The sequence below is a fragment of the Flavobacterium helocola genome (genome assembly GCF_038289885.1).
In the GTDB taxonomy this organism is placed as follows: Bacteria; Bacteroidota; Bacteroidia; order Flavobacteriales; family Flavobacteriaceae; genus Flavobacterium; species Flavobacterium cheniae.
In genome coordinates this window covers 875,702-893,806 of sequence record NZ_JBBYHT010000001.1, presented here as the reverse complement: position 1 = coordinate 893,806, position 18,105 = coordinate 875,702, and the positions used below count along the sequence as shown (strand labels likewise).

Annotated in this window: 11 protein-coding genes and 1 tRNA gene; 4 read left to right on the top strand and 8 right to left on the bottom strand. The window is 33.9% G+C overall.

Features of this window, described 5'->3' with window-relative positions; genetic code table 11:
* Nucleotides 1–63 precede the first annotated feature (63 nt).
* From AAEO58_RS04075 to AAEO58_RS04065, 3 genes are read right to left on the bottom strand one after another with little or no spacing between them, the layout of a single operon-like run.
* Entirely contained in the window at nucleotides 64–999 is a 936-nt protein-coding gene (locus tag AAEO58_RS04075; RefSeq protein ID WP_341682120.1) for a geranylgeranylglycerol-phosphate geranylgeranyltransferase, read from the bottom strand.
* A gap of 50 nt (nucleotides 1,000–1,049) precedes the next feature.
* Nucleotides 1,050–1,988 carry a mevalonate kinase family protein gene (locus tag AAEO58_RS04070; RefSeq protein ID WP_264368850.1) on the bottom strand — a complete coding sequence of 313 codons (939 nt, stop codon included), beginning with the start codon at nucleotides 1,986–1,988 and terminating at the stop codon, nucleotides 1,050–1,052.
* Between the two features lie 46 nt (nucleotides 1,989–2,034).
* The gene (locus tag AAEO58_RS04065) at nucleotides 2,035–3,111 is read right to left on the bottom strand and encodes a diphosphomevalonate decarboxylase (RefSeq protein ID WP_341682117.1); all 1,077 of its coding nucleotides are present in this window, start codon (nucleotides 3,109–3,111) and stop codon (nucleotides 2,035–2,037) included.
* A gap of 82 nt (nucleotides 3,112–3,193) precedes the next feature.
* Between AAEO58_RS04065 and AAEO58_RS04060 the strand changes: the two genes are divergently transcribed.
* Entirely contained in the window at nucleotides 3,194–3,670 is a 477-nt protein-coding gene (locus AAEO58_RS04060; RefSeq protein ID WP_133610181.1) for a TspO/MBR family protein, read from the top strand.
* Nucleotides 3,671–3,678: 8 nt separating this feature from the next.
* Here the strand turns inward: AAEO58_RS04060 and AAEO58_RS04055 are convergent, their stop codons facing one another.
* The 4 genes from AAEO58_RS04055 to AAEO58_RS04040 form a co-directional block, all read right to left on the bottom strand.
* Nucleotides 3,679–4,893, bottom strand: coding sequence for a BaiN/RdsA family NAD(P)/FAD-dependent oxidoreductase (locus AAEO58_RS04055; RefSeq protein WP_341682115.1), 1,215 nt, complete (start codon nucleotides 4,891–4,893; stop codon nucleotides 3,679–3,681).
* A gap of 74 nt (nucleotides 4,894–4,967) precedes the next feature.
* Nucleotides 4,968–5,049, bottom strand: a tRNA-Leu gene (locus AAEO58_RS04050).
* A 64-nt stretch (nucleotides 5,050–5,113) separates the two neighbouring features.
* Complete coding sequence (locus tag AAEO58_RS04045; protein ID WP_341682113.1) at nucleotides 5,114–6,055, bottom strand: DUF3078 domain-containing protein; 942 nt, start codon at nucleotides 6,053–6,055, stop codon at nucleotides 5,114–5,116.
* Complete coding sequence (locus AAEO58_RS04040; RefSeq protein WP_423972052.1) at nucleotides 6,048–7,823, bottom strand: 1-deoxy-D-xylulose-5-phosphate synthase; 1,776 nt, start codon at nucleotides 7,821–7,823, stop codon at nucleotides 6,048–6,050. Before AAEO58_RS04040 ends, AAEO58_RS04045 begins: the two co-directional genes overlap by 8 nt.
* Nucleotides 7,824–7,865: 42 nt before the next feature.
* Here AAEO58_RS04040 and AAEO58_RS04035 point away from each other — a divergent pair, with 42 nt between their 5' ends.
* The 3 genes from AAEO58_RS04035 (at nucleotide 7,866) to pbpC (ending at nucleotide 16,276) form a co-directional block, all read left to right on the top strand.
* Nucleotides 7,866–8,306 (top strand): nucleoside deaminase, encoded by a 441-nt coding sequence (locus AAEO58_RS04035; RefSeq protein ID WP_341682109.1) that lies wholly within the window; start codon nucleotides 7,866–7,868, stop codon nucleotides 8,304–8,306.
* A 114-nt stretch (nucleotides 8,307–8,420) separates the two neighbouring features.
* On the top strand, nucleotides 8,421–13,916 hold the full coding sequence (locus AAEO58_RS04030) for an alpha-2-macroglobulin family protein (protein ID WP_341682107.1): 5,496 nt from the start codon (nucleotides 8,421–8,423) through the stop codon (nucleotides 13,914–13,916).
* The gene (gene pbpC, locus AAEO58_RS04025; protein ID WP_341682106.1) at nucleotides 13,892–16,276 is read left to right on the top strand and encodes a penicillin-binding protein 1C; all 2,385 of its coding nucleotides are present in this window, start codon (nucleotides 13,892–13,894) and stop codon (nucleotides 16,274–16,276) included. The genes AAEO58_RS04030 and pbpC overlap by 25 nt, the downstream gene beginning before the upstream one ends.
* A 62-nt stretch (nucleotides 16,277–16,338) precedes the next feature.
* Here pbpC and AAEO58_RS04020 read toward each other — a convergent pair whose 3' ends face one another.
* Nucleotides 16,339–17,889: an Rne/Rng family ribonuclease gene (locus tag AAEO58_RS04020; protein WP_341682104.1), complete on the bottom strand. Its 1,551-nt coding sequence runs from the start codon at nucleotides 17,887–17,889 to the stop codon at nucleotides 16,339–16,341.
* Nucleotides 17,890–18,105 lie beyond the last annotated feature (216 nt).

Genomic DNA, 18,105 nt, shown 5'->3' with positions numbered 1-18,105 from the left:
TATAACTAATATGTTGAAACACACACTTTAGTTTTTTAAATCCTAAAATGTTAGTTGAAACATCTAATAAATAGATATAGAATGAGTTAAAATTAGTTTTTTTCCATGAAATAAAACAGAAGGTTCTATTAAAACAATGCAAAAAACACCCGAAACAATAATGAACTTCAACAAGAAATGAAGTTTCAAATATTCTGTTTTTGTGGTAGCTTTCCATAACATCATGCAAAAAAACAACAAAGCAATTAAGCTCAAATAAAAGTAAATATCCATGTAACCCACATTGTAAATTTCGATTAAGAAATATATGGGAACAATGGTCGAAATGGTTAATATTGAAATGATACTTTTTGCTCTTTTTTCACCAAAAACAACAGGAATAGTCTTATAATCCGAAATTAGATCGCCTTCGATGTTTTCTAAATCTTTAATTAATTCTCGAATTAAAATCAATAAAAACAAAAACGAAGCATGTGCAAAAATGACTTCGTAAAAGTTTTTATAATACATCAAAATCCCGAAGAAAGGCAAAACCGCTAAAACTGCAGCCGTAACGTTTCCAATTAAGAACATTTTTTTCAACTTGTGCGAATAAAACCAAATCAAGAAAATATAAGCCGAAAAAAACAACATCGCTCGCCATGAAATAAAAAACATCAAAAAAGCGACGATGAAATTAATTCCAAAATAGACTTTCAACTTCGTTTCCTGACTTACCAAACGGTCAATCATGGCTTTTTTTGGACGATTAATTAAATCCTTTTTCGCATCGTAAAAATTATTGATGATATAACCCGAAGCAATCGTTAAAGTAGAAGCTAAAACAATTAAAAACAAACGCCAATCAAGAACAATATCTAAAGCACGTTTTTCGGGAGCTAAAATAAATATAGCAGAAAGATATTGCGCCAATGCAACCACCCAAATATTGTATCCTCTAATTACAGAGAAAAAACTGAATATTTTAGTAAGGACTAATTTGGTTTTACGGGTGAGCATGAGTTTTTGTTCAAAGTTTAAAGTTTGAAGTTACCTTCAAACTAAAAACATTAAAAATTATAAACCACTTCTAATTTATAATCTTTCAACGATTCTTTTGCTTTGTCTAAATCTTGGGTAAATCCTAAAATATAACCGCCACCGCCAGAACCACATAATTTCAAATAGTAGTCGTTCGTGTCGATTCCTTTTTGCCACACTTGGTGGAATTGTTCTGGAATCATAGGTTTGAAGTTGTTCAACACTACTTTTGATAATTGTTTGGTGTTTTCCAACAACGATTTCACATCGCCGTGCAAGAAATTTTCCACACAAGCATCGGTATATTTTATGAATTGTGATTTTAACATCGTACGGAAACCGTTATCTTTTAAGTTTTCCATAAAAATAGAAACCATTGGAGCAGTTTCGCCCACTATTCCTGAATCAATTAAGAAAACCGCACCTTTTCCTTGTGTACTTTGTGTTGGAATTCCAGTTGCTTCGATATTATCTTTCGAGTTGATTAAAATTGGAATACTCAAATAACTATTCAACGGATCTAAACCTGAACTTTTTCCATGAAAAAACGATTCCATTTGAGAGAAAATCGTCTTTAATTGCAATAATTTTTCACGCGTTAAATTTTCTAACACCGTGATTTTATCATTAGCATATTTATCATAAATAGCAGCAACCAAAGCACCACTACTTCCTACACCATATCCTTGAGGAATACTTGAATCAAAATACATTCCGCTGTTTACATCTTGCTTTAAAACTTCTAAATTAAAAGTTACTAATTCAGGTTGTTCTGTTTGCAATTGCTCTAAATAAACAACAAATCTTTTTAAACTTTCGTTTGATTTAATTGCACTTTCTGAAGGATTTTCATCTTTCTTCAAAGCACCATTATAGAAATTATAAGGAATTGAAAGTCCTTTCGAGTCTTGGATAATTCCATATTCTCCGAAAAGTAATATTTTTGAGTAAAAAAGTGGTCCTTTCATAAATTTCAGTTTTCTTTTTCAGTAAACAATGAGTAAATGTACAAAATTAATTTGACTTAGCGCCATTCCCAATTTGATCGCAAATATACTGACCATTTTGACAATAGCCAACTAATTCATCTTGAATAAATTGCAATACATTTGCTTTTACATTTTCGGGATACAAAACGTGCACATTTGCACCTGCATCTAACGTAAAACAAACTGGAATTTGGGTTTCCTTTCTGAATTTCCAAATTTTATTAATGATTTCCAATGTATTGGGTTTCATCAAGATAAAATAAGGCATTGAAGTCATCATCATAGCGTGTAGAGTCAAGGCTTCACTTTCTACAATTTTGATGAATTCTGCTACATTTCCTGATGATAAAATGGCTTTAATTTTGGATAAATTTTCATGTGCTTGAGCAAAACGTCTTTCTGCATAAGGATGATTGTGCATTAAATCGTGCCCAACCGTACTCGAAACTTGTTTTTCGCCTTTATCCACCAATAAAATTGTGTCTTGATAGTTTTTAAAGTTAGAATGAATTTCTGAAAATTCCACTCCAAACAAATCAGAACTTCCGTTAATCTCTGTATGATTTCCCCAAAATACGACTTCACCTTTGATACTTCTGCACGCGCTTCCACTTCCTAATCTTGCCAAAAATGAAGCTTTTGAATAAAAATAGTCATCAGAAATAGTTGGATTAACAGCTTTTTCCAAACTCATGATGTTCATTGCTAAAGCTGCCATTCCAGATGCCGAAGAAGCAATTCCCGAACTATGAGGAAAAGTGTTTTGAGTGTCAATTTTGAAATGATATTCCTTTAAAAACGGACAATACTGCTCTATTCTTTCGAAAAATTTTTGAATTTTTGGCTTGAAATCTTCTTTCGGTTTTCCTTCAAAAAGCAAATCGAATGAAAAACTATTGTTTTCCGATTTTTTAACTACTTCTAATTTCGTAATCGTTTTACAATTGTTTAACGTAAAACTTATTGAAGGATTCGCTGGAATTTGATTTTCTTTCTTGCCCCAATATTTTACCAAGGCTATATTACTAGGCGCGCTCCATTCGAAACTAGCGGATTCAATAGAATTATATGAGGTTGCGATAAAATCTTTTTCGGTAAGCATAGCTTAAAATTTTGACAAAAATACCGATTTTGATTGATTTGTTCCCTTGATATTTCGTTAATTTGCCTATAAAATTGAAAACATGAACAAATATCTTAAAATTATATACTGCGTTGCCATCTGTTTAGCTGTTGGTTACTTGTCGAGCAACGTTACGCAATCAAGCATCACTACTTGGTATCCAGAAATCAAAAAGCCTAGTTTTAATCCGCCAAATTGGGTTTTTGCACCGGTTTGGACAATGCTTTTCATTATGATGGGAATTGCTGCAGGAATGGTTTGGAATAAATTAGAATCGAACAAAGAATTGGTGAAAAAAGGATTATTGTTTTTTACTGTTCAGCTACTTTTGAACGCTTTGTGGTCGTATTTATTCTTTGGTTTGAACAATATTTTATTGGCTTTAATCGAAATTATTTTGCTTTGGTTAATCATTTATGAAACCTATCTTATTTTCAAACAAATAGACAAAAGAGCTTCTTATTTATTGATTCCGTATTTAGCTTGGGTTGGTTTTGCAACGATTTTAACAGGTAGCATTTTTTGGCTGAATCGTTAATTAAAATATTATTTAACGATATTTTCAGCTACAATAAATCCGCCTGTCCAAGCATTTTGGAAGTTGAATCCACCTGTAATAGCATCGATATTTAAAATTTCGCCTGCAAAATAAACGTTTGGTAAAATTTTGCTTTCCATGGTTTTGAAATTAACTTCTTTTAAATCGATTCCGCCAGCAGTAACGAATTCTTCTTTAAAAGTACTTTTTCCGTTAACGTGAAATTCGCCATTCGTAAGTTGTTCAATTAACGAATTCAATTGTTTTTTATTTATATCTGCCCATTTGGTTTCCTCTGAAATTCCTGCTGCTTTTACGAGGTTTTCCCAAAGGCGTTTTGGTAATTCGAAATGTGCGTATTTTGAAACTAATTTTTTAGCATTTTCATCTTTGATGTCTTTCAACAAATCAAGCGTTTCTTCAAAAGTAGTTTCGTTTAACCAATTGACTTGAATAGCAAACTGATATTTTTTCTCAGCTAATTCTCTTGCTCCCCAAGCCGAAAGTCTCAAAATTCCTGGACCGCTCATTCCCCAATGCGTAATCAACAAAGGTCCAGACGCTTCTAATTTGGATTTCTTAACCTTTACAGAAGCAATCGCAGAAAGCCCCATTAAATCTTTGATTCGAGGATCTTTGATGTTAAACGTAAACAAAGACGGAACGGGTTCTATAATTGAATGACCCAAATTTTGCAACAATTCCCAAATTTTAGGATTACTTCCGGAAGCCATTACGATTTTCTCACAAGTAAAAACTTCTTGCGTTGTAGTTACTTTCCAATGGGTTTCGGTTTTGTACAATTCTTGAACACTGTGATTAGTTAGAACATCAATTTTTAGCTTTTTAACTGCTTCCTGAAAACAATCGATTATCGTTTGAGAAGAATTGGAAACGGGGAACATTCTTCCATCATCTTCAATTTTAAGTTCTACTCCATGTTTTTCGAACCATTCAATCGTATCACCTGAACAAAACTGGTTAAATGGTCCTTTTAATTCGCGTTCACCGCGAGGATAAAATTTCACTAAATCATTTGGCACAAAACACGCGTGTGTAACATTACATCTTCCACCACCAGAAATGCGTACTTTTTCTAAAACACTTTTTCCTCTTTCAAGAATAGCCACTTTTAAGTTTGGGCTTTTCTCTACAATGTTGATTGCAGTGAAAAATCCGGCAGCGCCACCGCCAATAATAATGATATCGTATTTTGAGTTCAAATGATTTGTTTTAATTTTAAATAAAAGTAGTTATTTTAAAATAAAAAAGCTCCAACTTTCGTTAGAGCTTTTTGTGCGGGTAAAAGGACTCGAACCTTCACACCTTGCGGCACCAGATCCTAAGTCTGGCGTGTCTACCAATTTCACCATACCCGCGACAATTGGAGTGCAAATATAGATATTCGTATATATAAATCAAACAAAAAAGAAAATAATTTCATTAAAACTGATAAACCACTCCTACTCCAAGTAATTGTTTTAACTGAACCTTAGGTCCTTTAATAACTTGAACACCACTTTCTTCTTCTTTCGATTTAATATCATCATCATAAACAATATGTGTTCCAATATTAGCTTTAACATACTGATTTACTGTCATATCCAATTGCAATTGCCAATCTACATCTATATTTCCAAAATTATTTATATAATCTGTATACAAAGCAATTCTGTGCTCAAAATTGATGTTTTTAAACACTTCTTTTTTCCACTGATTGGTAACCAAGATACCCGTTTCATTTCTAACATTTTTACCTTCTCTTACTAAATTTCCGAATTCATCATAAATTGCTTTTTCAACCCCAAAAGCACCTTGATTGGCCAATCTTTGATCAAAAACCATAGTTGTCTTTTGCGTTAAAGGAGAAAGATACAAGTTCAGATTCAAATCTTTTCTCGAATATTCGGCTCCAATACCTAAAAATGCATAAGCGGGTGCAAATGGTTTCGAAATTGCTAAATCAGTATTTGGATAGGCGTAACCATTAGCAAACTGTGTATTAAAATTAAATTTTCCAGCGTAATACCAGTTAGAAATTGTATCTGTTCTAAAACCAAATGTTGAGTTTAATTGGAATTGATCGTCAGTTTTCCTAACATCTTGTTTTTCTTGCTTGTTAATTCCGTATCGAGCAATCAATTCGTTTTTCCAAACTAAATTTTTATTTGTGTATGTTCTAATAAATTGCCCTTTTAATAAACCTGAAACAGAATTATTCCCTCCAGCATTCCAATTCACAAAAGTTATTTGCGAAATATCTAATCCGACAATATTTTCTTTTGACCAATTTGATGTTGAGTCTAGTAATTGTGTTCTAATAATTTGTGCTGAAGATTGTAAGCAAATAAAAAATAGTCCAAAAAGGTAGGCTTTTTTAAACATCTGAATAAGTATTAAATAATTGTTTTAAATGATTAACGTCGATTTTGCAAAGTTGTTGTAATTCAAAAACTGTTCCATGCTCTATGAATGAATCAGGAATTCCAAGATTGATTATTGATTTATTTAAATTATTTGTCGCAATAATTGCACTGATTTGTTCTCCAAAACCACCAGTAATCACTCCGTCTTCAATAGTAATAATGTGGTCGTGAGAATTAATAATAGATTTTACAGCATCTACATCTAATGGTTTTATAAAAGGAAAATGATAATGTGAAAATAATGCTGAATTTTCTACTTCGGTCAAAACTTTCGTTACATTATCTCCAATGGTTCCAGTGGATAAAACAGCAACTTTATTTCCTTTTTGAAGTTCTCTTATCTTTCCGATTTTCATTTTCTCAAAAGGTTGTTCCCAATTCAGATTTTCACCTCTTCCTCTCGGATAACGAATGGCAATGGGATGATTCAATCCTTCTGAAGCGGTAAACATTATATTTCGTAACTCCATTTCGTCTTTTGGAGATGCGATGATTAAGTTCGGAATACAATTCAAATAAGCAATATCAAAAACACCGTGGTGAGTTGCACCATCTTCACCAACCAATCCTGCTCTGTCCAAACAAAAAATAACAGGTAAATTTTGTAAAGCAACATCATGAATTACTTGATCATAAGCACGTTGTAAAAAAGTTGAATAAATATTACAAAAAACAACCATTCCTTGCGTAGCCATTCCTGCAGCTAAAGTAACGGCGTGTTGTTCTGCAATTCCAACGTCAAAAGCTCGTTTTGGAAAAGCTTCCATCATGTAAGTCATTGAACTTCCTGTAGGCATTGCCGGCGTTATTCCAATGATTTTCCCGTTTTGATTAGCTAATTCCACTAATGTGTGTCCAAAAACATCTTGAAATTTGGGCGGTAAATGCGATTCGTCTTTTGGATGGATTTTGCCTGTTTCGGCATCGAATTTTCCCGGAGCGTGATATTTTACTTGGTCTTCTTCGGCTAATTGTAATCCTTTGCCTTTGGTAGTTATAACATGCAAGAATTTCGGACCTTTAACTGATTTTAATCGTTCTAATTCCGAAATCAATTTTGGTAAATCATGCCCATCTATTGGTCCCGAATAATCAAAATTCAAGGATTTGATGATGTTATTTTGTTTCGGATTTTTGCCTTCTTTAACTGCCGTCAAATAATTTTTCAACGCACCAATACTCGGGTCAATTCCAATAGCGTTATCGTTTAATATTACTAATAAATTCGCATCAGTAACTCCAGCATGATTCAAACCTTCAAAAGCCATTCCGCTTGCAATTGAAGCATCACCAATAACTGCAATGTGTTGTTTATCAACTTCTCCTTTTAATTGCGAAGCCAATGCCATTCCTAAAGCTGCAGAAATCGAAGTCGAGGAATGTCCAACACCAAACGTATCATAAATACTTTCACTTCGCTTTGGAAAACCTGAAATTCCGTTCAATTCTCTGTTTGTATGAAAAATATCGCGTCTTTCAGTTAGGATTTTATGTCCGTAAGCTTGATGACCCACATCCCAAACCAACAAATCCTCAGGTGTATTGAAAACATAATGAAGTGCAATCGTTAATTCTACAACACCCAAACTAGCTCCCAAATGCCCTTCTTTCTTCGAAACAATATCAATGATAAAGTCTCTCAATTCTTTGGCTAATTGAGGTAGTTGATTTTCAGGAAGTTTCCTTAAATCGGTAGGATTGTTAATTTTTGAAAGCAAATTTTCCATCACAGCACAAAAGTAAGAATTGGTTATCGTATTTTTGTACTTATGGAGAATATTTTTACCGACGCCTTTTTTATGAAGAAAGCCTTACAGGAAGCGGAATTTGCTTTTGAAAAAGGCGAAATTCCTGTAGGAGCTGTTATTGTTATCGATAATAAAGTAATTGCTCGCACGCATAACTTGACCGAATTGCTTCATGATGTAACCGCTCATGCCGAAATGCAAGCCATAACCAGTGCTGCGAATTTCATAGGCGGAAAATATTTAAAAGATTGTACTTTGTACGTAACGTTAGAACCTTGCCAAATGTGTGCGGGTGCTTTGTATTGGTCCCAAATTTCTAAAATTGTTTTTGGTGCTTCCGATGAAAATCGTGGATTTCAAAAAATGGGAACTCAACTACACCCGAAAACCCAAGTAATTTCTGGTGTTTTAGAAAAAGAATGTGGTGATTTGATGAAGGCTTTTTTTAAAAATAAGAGATAAATTTTTGTAAGTATTTTATTTAAAAATTTTTTTATCTTTACGTAAGAATTTGCACGGTTTTTGTTGTTGCTAAATTGAGAACAAAAACAAACTAACTCTCTAATCTCCTTCCAAATGAAAACAACTCGTTTTTTACAATTGATATTTGTATTGATTGTAGCTTTGTCGTGCTCTAAAAGCGCTAAAGATTTCAATTCTGATTTCTCTCTTTTCAAAGCGTATATCCTCAACTTTAGTTCAGGATTGGTCTCGGCAAATAGCGACATTAGAGTGGTTTTAGCATTTGATAAAAAAGAATGGACAGCCAACGAAGAGTTAGATGAGAATTTGTTTACTATTAGCCCAAGTGTAGATGGAAAAGTAGTAGCGCTTTCTAATAACACCATCGCGTTTATTCCAGAAAAAAAATTAGACCAGAACAAAGAATATCAAGTTACGCTTCATTTGTCGGAATTAACGAATGTTCCTAGCAAATTAAAAGATTTCAAATTCACAATTAAAACCATAAAGCAAGATTTTATGGTAACGACTAATGACTTACAATCGTATAGCAAAGACTACCAATATTTAAACGGAGTAATCACATCGAGCGATGATTTGGATTTTGAAACTGCTAAAAAACTTATTTCTGTTAATCAAGAAGATAAAGCGGTAAAAATTAAGTTTGTCAAAGAGTTAAGCAACAAAAAAGAATACAAATTTGTAATCGATAGCATTAAAAGAGAAGTCGAAGACACTAAAATTAAAATTTCATGGGATGGAACTCCTTTTGATATCGACCAAAAAGGCGAAATGCTCTACGATATTCCTGGAAAAAGTAATTTTAAAATAGTTTCGGCTGAAGTTGAGAAAGACAACAATCTAGTCTTATTATTAAACTTTTCTGACCCATTAAACAGAGATCAAGATTTTTCTGGTTTAGTGCAAGTTGAATCGGCTCTTAATTTACGTTTTGCAACAGCAGGAAATTTATTGAAAGTGTTTTTCAACGAACCTTTAAAAGGCGAACTTTTAGTAGAAGTTTTTCAAGGAATTGAAAGCGAAGACGGCTTCAAAATGAAACAAAATTTTTCCAAAAAAGTTACGTTCGAACAAGTAAAACCTGGAGTTCGTTTCATAAAAAGCGGAACGATTTTACCAAGTTCAAACAACTTGAAAATTAATTTTGAATCGGTAAATCTGAGCGCAGTTGATGTAAAAGTGTATCAAATTTACAAAGACAACATTCTTCAATTCCTGCAAGATAACGAGTTAAACGGAAGTCAAAATCTAAGAAAAGTAGCTCAACCTATTGTTAAAAAAACCATTGCGTTAAATAAAAATAAATTGCAAAATTCCAGCAAATGGAATGCATACGCAATTGATTTATCTAAAATAATCACACCAAATCCGGGCGCTATTTATCGCGTTGAAATATCGTATAAACGTAAATATTCGCTTTACAAATGTACTTCGGCTTACGTTGATGAAGGAAATGAAGAAGAGGAAGAACAAGACGATGAAGTAAGAAGTAGTCAAGATTATTACGACGATTACTATTACGAAGGTTATGATTGGTACGAAAGAGAAGATCCATGTACCGATTCATATTATTATAACAACACTATTTTTACGAATGTTATTGCTTCCGATTTAGGAGTTATTGCAAAACGTGGCGGAAACGGTTCGTATGTTTTTGCCGTGAACAATATTGTTTCAACGCAGCCGGTTGCATCTGCAAAAATTGAATTGTATAATTTTCAACAACAACTCTTAGGAACTATCACAACCGATAGTGAAGGAATAGCAAAAACCGAGTTGAAAAAATATGCCTTTTTTGCGATTGTTACCAAAGACAAAAACACAACTTATGTGAAATTAGATGAAGGACAATCATTGTCTGTTAGTAATTTTGATGTCGGTGGCGAAGAATTACAAAAAGGCTTAAAGGGATTTATTTATGGAGAAAGAGGTGTTTGGCGTCCAGGCGATACTTTGCATTTGGCTTTCATGTTGAATGATGTGGAAAGCAAATTAGAAAAATCGCACCCAATTACTTTTAAGTTAAGCGATCCGCAAGGAAAAATGCGTTACCAAATGGTTCAAAAGTATAATGGCTGGAATCATTACAAATTCAAATTAGCTACAAAAGATAATGATCCAACAGGAAATTGGGAAGTTAAAATTTCTGTAGGTGGGGTACATTTTTACAAAAGCATCAAGATTGAAACCATCAAGCCAAACCGTTTAAAAATTAAAAATAGTTTTGCTGACAAACAACTTTCGGGCAATAGATTAAACGGTGGCGAAGTTGAAGTAGCTTGGTTGCATGGAGCGGTTGCGAAAAACCTGAAAGTAGAAATGCAAGCTAAATTCTTGGAACAACAAACTGTTTTCAAAAAGTATGAGAAATATGATTTTGATGATGAAGTGCGTAAATTTTATACCGAAGAAGTAAACGTTTTTTCAGGAAAAGTTAATGATTTAGGAAAAGCTAAAGTTGCGATTCAACCTAAAATCATAAGTCAAGCACCAGGAAAATTGAAAATGGTTTTCCAAACAAAAGCCTTCGAAAATGGTGGTGATTTTAGTACTGATGTAGCTACAGCAACGTATTCTCCGTATAAAACTTACGTTGGAATAAAAGCTCCAGAACCAAACAAATACGGTTTATTAGAAACTGATAAAGTAAATCGCTATGATATCGTGACTTTAGATGAATTGGGTAAACCAAAATCAGTTAGAAATTTAACGGTTCGTGTATATAAAGTAGAATGGCGTTGGTGGTGGAATTCTGATGGAGATGATTTATCACAATACAATTCTTCGGAAGTAACAACAGCTTACAGAAATTATGTGGTTTCAACTGATGCCTCAGGAAAAGCAAGTGTTCAATTTAAAATTCCAGAAGCAGATTGGGGAAGATATTTAATTCGAGTAGAAGATACTTATGATGGTCATGCAACAAGTTTAACGTCTTATATCGATTGGCCATATTGGTCAGGAAAATCGCGTCAAGGAAGCAGCGAAACAGCAAATATGCTGGTATTTACAACCAACAAAGAAAAATACAATGTTGGAGAAAATGCTATCGTTTCTTTCCCGTCAAGTGAAGGCGGAAGAGCTTTAATTTCAATTGAAAACGGTTCGAAAGTTATTAAAACACTTTGGGCAACCACTAAAAAAGGCGAAACGCAAGTTGAAGTTCCTATCACGGGTGATATGGCGCCAAATGTGTATTTCCATATCTCGTTGTTAAAACCACATGCTTCTACGATAAATGACACGCCAATTAGAATGTACGGAATTTTGCCTGTGGAAGTTATTAATAAAAATACCGTTTTAGAGCCAGAAGTGTCTATTCCTGCGGTATTAAAACCTGAGCAAAAAACTATTGTAAAAGTTAGTGAAAAATCAGGCAAAGAAATGACCTACACCATTGCAATTGTAGATGATGGTTTATTAGATTTAACCCGATTTAAAACACCAAATGCATGGGAAAAATTCTATTCCAGACAAGCACTTGGCGTAAAAACTTGGGATGTTTACGATGATGTAATTGGTGCTTATGGTGGAAAAATCAACCAGATTTTTAGTATTGGTGGTGACCAAGATTTAGCAGGCGGAAATGCCAAAAAAGCCAATAGATTTAAACCAGTTGTCATTTATTTAGGACCATTCAAATTGGAAAAAGGACAAACCAAATCACATACGATTACCTTACCAAATTATGTTGGTTCGGTGCGAACAATGGTTGTTGCAGGTGATGCTAAAACTAGTGCTTACGGAAGTGTAGAAAAAACTTCGTTTGTTAGAAAACCTGTTATGGTTTTAGCTTCAGTGCCAAGAAAAATTTCTCCAAACGAAAGAATTATGTTGCCAGTAACCGTTTTCGCAATGGAAAGCCAAGTGAAAAATGTTAATGTACAATTAAAAACAAATAATGGAGTACGAATCATTGGGAATACAACTCAAAATGTAAGTTTCAGTTCGCCAGATGAAAAAGTAGTCTACTTTAATTTAGAAGTTGGAAGTGCAACAGGAATTGGAAAAATTGAAGTTATTGCCACATCAGGAAAAGAAAAATCGACCTATGCAGTGGAAGTTGACATTACGAATCCAAATCCAATTACCAATGACTATGTGGACATGGTAATTCCGGCAAAAGGTTCCAAAACAATCAATTGGAAAACATTTGGAGTTGCAGGAAGTAATAAAGCAAGATTAGAAGTTTCGTCTTTCCCAACCATTAATTTCAATGGACGATTGAGTTATTTGATTCAGTATCCTCATGGTTGCGTGGAGCAAACGACTTCGGCTATATTTCCACAATTGTATTTGGCGGATATTATGGATGTTGATGCGAACAAAAAAGCAGAAATTCAGCGAAATATCAATGCTGGAATTCAAAAACTAGGTAATTTCCAATTATCAAATGGCGGATTAAGTTATTGGCAAGGAAATAATTATGTAGATGATTGGGCAACTTCTTATGCGGGACATTTCTTAATTGAAGCCGAGAAAAAAGGTTATGTTTTACCAATCGGATTTAAAAATAAATGGATTTCGTTCCAACAATCCGAGGCTAAAAAATGGCGATTCAACGCACAGTATCGTAACGATTTTGCACAAGCGTATCGTTTATACACTTTAGCATTAGCAGGTTCAGCCGATATGGGTTCAATGAACAGATTAAGAGAAACCACTGGAATCTCAAACGAATCTAAATTGCGATTAGCAGCAGCTTATGCTTTAGCAGGTCAAAAGAAAGCCGCGTTATCTTTGATAGGAACAACAACTACGCAAGAAGATAAACGATATGCAGATTATTACTATGGTTCGGAAGAAAGAAATCGAGCTATGGTTTTAGAAACCTACATTTTGGTAGATAACAAAACGAAAGCGTATGAAATGGCAAACAAATTAGCGAAAGATTTATCGTCAAATCGTTATATGAGTACTCAAACTACCGCTTTTGGATTGTATGCTATGTCAAAATTCGCGCTTAAAAATGGTGGAAAAGGTGTGAATATGACGTATTCTATAGCTGGAAAATCAGAAACGGTTAGTTCTAAAAAAGTATTTGTAGATAGAAATTTAGTGGCGAAATACGGTTCTAATTCGGTAACGATTCAAAATAAAAACAGCGGAACACTTTATGTTCGTGTGTTAAATAGTGGTATTTTACCTGTAGGACAAGAAAAAGAAATTCAGAAAAACTTCTCAACCTCGGTAGTTTATAAAGATAGAAAAGGAACTGTTTTAAATTTAAGTTCGGTTAAACAAGGAACTGAAATCGTGGCGCAAGTAACTATTAAAAATCAATCAGATGAAACATTAGAGAATGTAGCTCTTTCGCAAATTGTTCCATCTGGATTTGAAATTATGAATTCACGTTATACCGCTTTTGGAAGTTATGCAGAAAACAAAGCCGATTACATTGACATTCGCGATGATAGAACACAATTCTATTTCGGAATCAGAGCGGGTGAAACCAAAACGTTTACGATGCTATTAAATGCAACTTACTTAGGAAAATATTATTTCCCAGGAGTGCAATGTGAAGCTATGTACGACAATAATTATTTGGCAAGAACCAAAGGACAATGGGTACAAATAGTGAAAGAGTAAGTTGGTTTACTCGATTAAAAACTAAAATTAGAAATAATAAAATTAAAACTGCCATAAGCTTATTGCTTGTGGTAGTTTACTATTTCTCACTCCCAAGACAACTTTTCGAAAACAACTATTCCACTGTAATTGAAAGTCAAGATGGGCAACTTTTAGGAGCTAAAATCGCTTCCGATGGTCAATGGCGTTTTCCGGAAAGTGATAGTGTGCCGCATAAATTTCAGAAATGTATAGTTGCTTTTGAAGACCAGTATTTTTATAAACATTTTGGATTCAACCCAATTTCCATGTATCACGCTTTTAAACAAAATCGAAAAGCAAATCGCGTCGTTCGTGGTGGAAGTACATTAACCCAACAAGTGATTCGTTTGCACCGAAAAGGAAAATCGCGTTCCTATTTTGAAAAAGGAATCGAAATGATTCTTGCAACTCGATTAGAATTTCGTCATTCGAAAGATAAAATTTTAGAATTATATTGTGCTCATGCGCCTTTTGGAAGTAATGTGGTAGGTTTAGAAATGGCATCTTGGAAATATTTTGGATTGCAACCGCATCAATTGTCATGGGCGGAAGCTGCTACTTTAGCAGTTTTACCCAATGCGCCAAGTTTAATTTATCCCGGAAAAAATCAAGAACGATTATTAGGGAAACGTAATCGATTACTAAAGAAATTGTACAATGATAAAGTCATTGATAAAGCAACTTACGAATTATCATTGCAAGAAAGTTTGCCTCAAAAACCGTTTGATGTGCCACAAATCGCGCCTCATTTGGTTCAAAAAGTAGCGAAAGAACATCCAGCGGAAAAAATAAAAACCACCATTCAATTGGATTTGCAAGAACGCACCAACGAAATCGTAAAACAATATTATAACTATTACAAGCAAAATCAAGTCTATAATATTTCTGTTTTGGTGGTGGATGTAAAAACGCGTAACGTAATTACTTATGTTGGTAATAGTCCTACCGATAAAGAGCATCAAAAAGATGTCGATATTATTGAAGCGCCAAGAAGTACAGGAAGTATTTTGAAACCGTATTTGTACGCAGCTATGTTGAATGATGGCTATATTTTGCCGCAAACTTTGGTTCCCGATGTTCCTACCCAAATTTCAGGTTACTCGCCTCAAAATTTTAATTTAACTTATGATGGTGCGGTTCCTGCGAGTAGAGCTTTGGCGCGTTCGTTGAACATTCCGTCGGTTTTGATGTTACAAGATTATTCAGTGAATCAGTTTTATGAAAAATTACAACAATTGAAGTTGCGAAATGTTAACCGACAACCTTCTAATTATGGTTTATCGTTAATTTTAGGTGGTGCCGAATCCAATTTGTGGGATTTATGTAAAGCGTATGCTTATATGTCGTCCACGTTAACGTATTTTAATCAAAACGATTCCAAATATCGTAAGAATGAAATGCTAAATCTAAATTACAATGCCGATTTTCAACCCGATTTTGGAAGTAGTTCACGTCAGAAAAACATTTTTGGTGCTGGCGCTATTTGGCAAACGTTTAATGCGATGAAAGAAGTTAACCGACCAGAAGGTGATGAAGCTTGGAAATTCTACGATTCTTCATTAGAAATCGCATGGAAAACAGGAACAAGTTTTGGAAGCAGAGATGCTTGGGCAATTGGGGTTACCAAAGATTATGTAGTGGGAATTTGGGTAGGAAATGCCACAGGTGAAGGAAGACCATTATTAACTGGAGTTGATAGTGCAGCTCCGATTTTATTTGACGTTTTCAGATTATTACCAAAATCGAAATGGTTTGAAATGCCTTATAACGATTTAGATCCTGTTGAAGTTTGTGAGCTTTCGGGTTATCTAGCACAAGACCATTGCCCGAAAACAAAACAATGGATTCCAAAGACAGCTAAAAAAACAAACAATTGTCCGTATCATAAAATTATTCATTTAGTTAAAAATCAGCAATTTAGAGTCAATAGTAATTGTGAAAGTGTTGATGAAATGATAACCAAATCTTGGTTTGTTCTACCACCGGTTATGGAATGGTATTATAAAAGTAAAAATGTAAGTTATCAGAATTTACCACCATTCAGAAGTGATTGTGTAGATGCTTTGCAAGACAAACGCATGGATTTTATCTATCCAAAAGCCAATACCAAAATCATACTGACGAAAGATTTTGAAAGTAAAGTGCAGCCCGCCATCATCAAAGTAGCACATTCTAATTCAGACGCGGAGTTATTCTGGTATTTAGACGATAAATATGTAGGAACCACAAAAACCTTTCATGAGAAACCTATTTTTGCTACAACAGGATTTCATATCATTACCGTAGTAGATGAATTTGGTAACGAAATCAGAAGAAAAGTGCAATTTGAGAGTGAATAAAAACAAAAAAACCGCTATTCTTTCGAGTAGCGGTTTTTTATTTTTATAGGATACATCCCATATTATTTTACTATAATTTCATTTCCTTCTTTATCAAGGAAGTGATATTCTAGATACGTGTAAGCGTCACGAGGTATAATTTTCACCCATTTCTTATATTCGAAAAACCATTTCGAACGTAATGATGGAAAACCTTTTGTAAGGTATGCTGCCACAAACGGATGCACGTTAAGTACAACTTTTTTATGGTCTTTTATAATGCGTTCAAGGTCAGACGCTATTTTGTCGATGATTAAAATTGGAGCTTCAATTTCCCCGTTTTCATTGTTAGGGTCTTCTTCTCTTGTTTTAATATTAACTTCTGGTCTAACTCTTTGTCTAGTAATTTGAATCAATCCAAATTTGCTAGGAGGCAAGATTTTATGCTTGGCCTTATCGTCACTCATTTCTTCTCTTAAGAAGTCGTACAATACTTTGCGGTTTTCTGGATTTTGCATATCAATGAAATCCACCACAATAATTCCGCCCATGTCTCTAAGTCGTAACTGACGTGCAATTTCAGCTGCAGCAATCATATTAACTTCTAGAGCAGTATCTTCTTGGCTAGTTGCTTTACTTGAACGATTTCCACTGTTCACGTCGATAACGTGTAAAGCTTCGGTATGTTCAATAATTAAATAAGCACCTTTGCTCATGGAAACTGTTTTTCCAAAAGACGTTTTTATTTGTCGTTCAATATTGTATTTCTCAAAAAGAGGCAAGTCTTTTGACTGATAGTGTTTTACGATAGACACTTTATCGGGAGCTATTTCTTGCAAATACTCCTTCGTTTCTAAATACAAATCTTCGTCATCTACATGTATACAAGAAAACGTATCGTTAAATACATCTCTTAATATAGAGGAAGCTTTGTTTAATTCTCCTAAGACTTTTGACGGATGAGGCGCTGTTTGTAAACGTCTGCTCATCGACATCCATCTTTCAAGGAGTGTTTGTAGATCTTTATCAAGTTCGGCTACTTTTTTGCCTTCGGCTACTGTTCGCACAATAACGCCGAATCCTTTTGGTTTAATAGATTGAACCAGTCGTTTTAATCGGTCTTTTTCTTCTCTTGATTCTATTTTTTGTGAAACAGAAACTCGGTCCGAAAAAGGAACTAAAACCACGTATCTTCCCGCTAAAGAAATCTCAGAACTAATTCTGGGACCTTTTGTAGAGATTGGTTCTTTTACTACTTGAACTAAAATCGACTGATTTGGACTTAAGATATCTGTTATAGTCCCATCTTTGTTGATTTCAGCTTCAAAAGGAAAATTTTTGAGTGAATAATCTTTTATTTTACCTGCGCTTACAAGTTTAATGAATTTCATTAAAGAAGGAAGATTTGGACCTAAGTCGTGATAATGCAAAAAAGCATCTTTCTCATGACCTAAATTCACAAATGCGGCATTTAAGCCAGCAACGGGTTTACGGATTTTGGCAATAAAAATATCACCTACCGCAAAATTGCTTTGCTTTTCTTCTTCTTTGTGTAATTCAATTAGTTTTCCATCTTTTAATAAGGCAAAATCTACAGCGTCTGAACCTGATCGAATAATTAACTCTTTGTTCATGCAGTACATTTTTATCCGAACTTTTCGGCAATAGGCAATAAGTAATAAGCAATAGGCGTAAAACGCATACAGCTTAAAGCTTAAGGCTTATGGCTAATTGTAAGGATGGATTAAATAATAATTTTACAGGATTTTTCCCGATAATCAATGTTAAATTGATTAATTTCAATGAACTTTTTTTTCTAAAAAAGAAAAAAGTAGTTTTAAACTACTTTT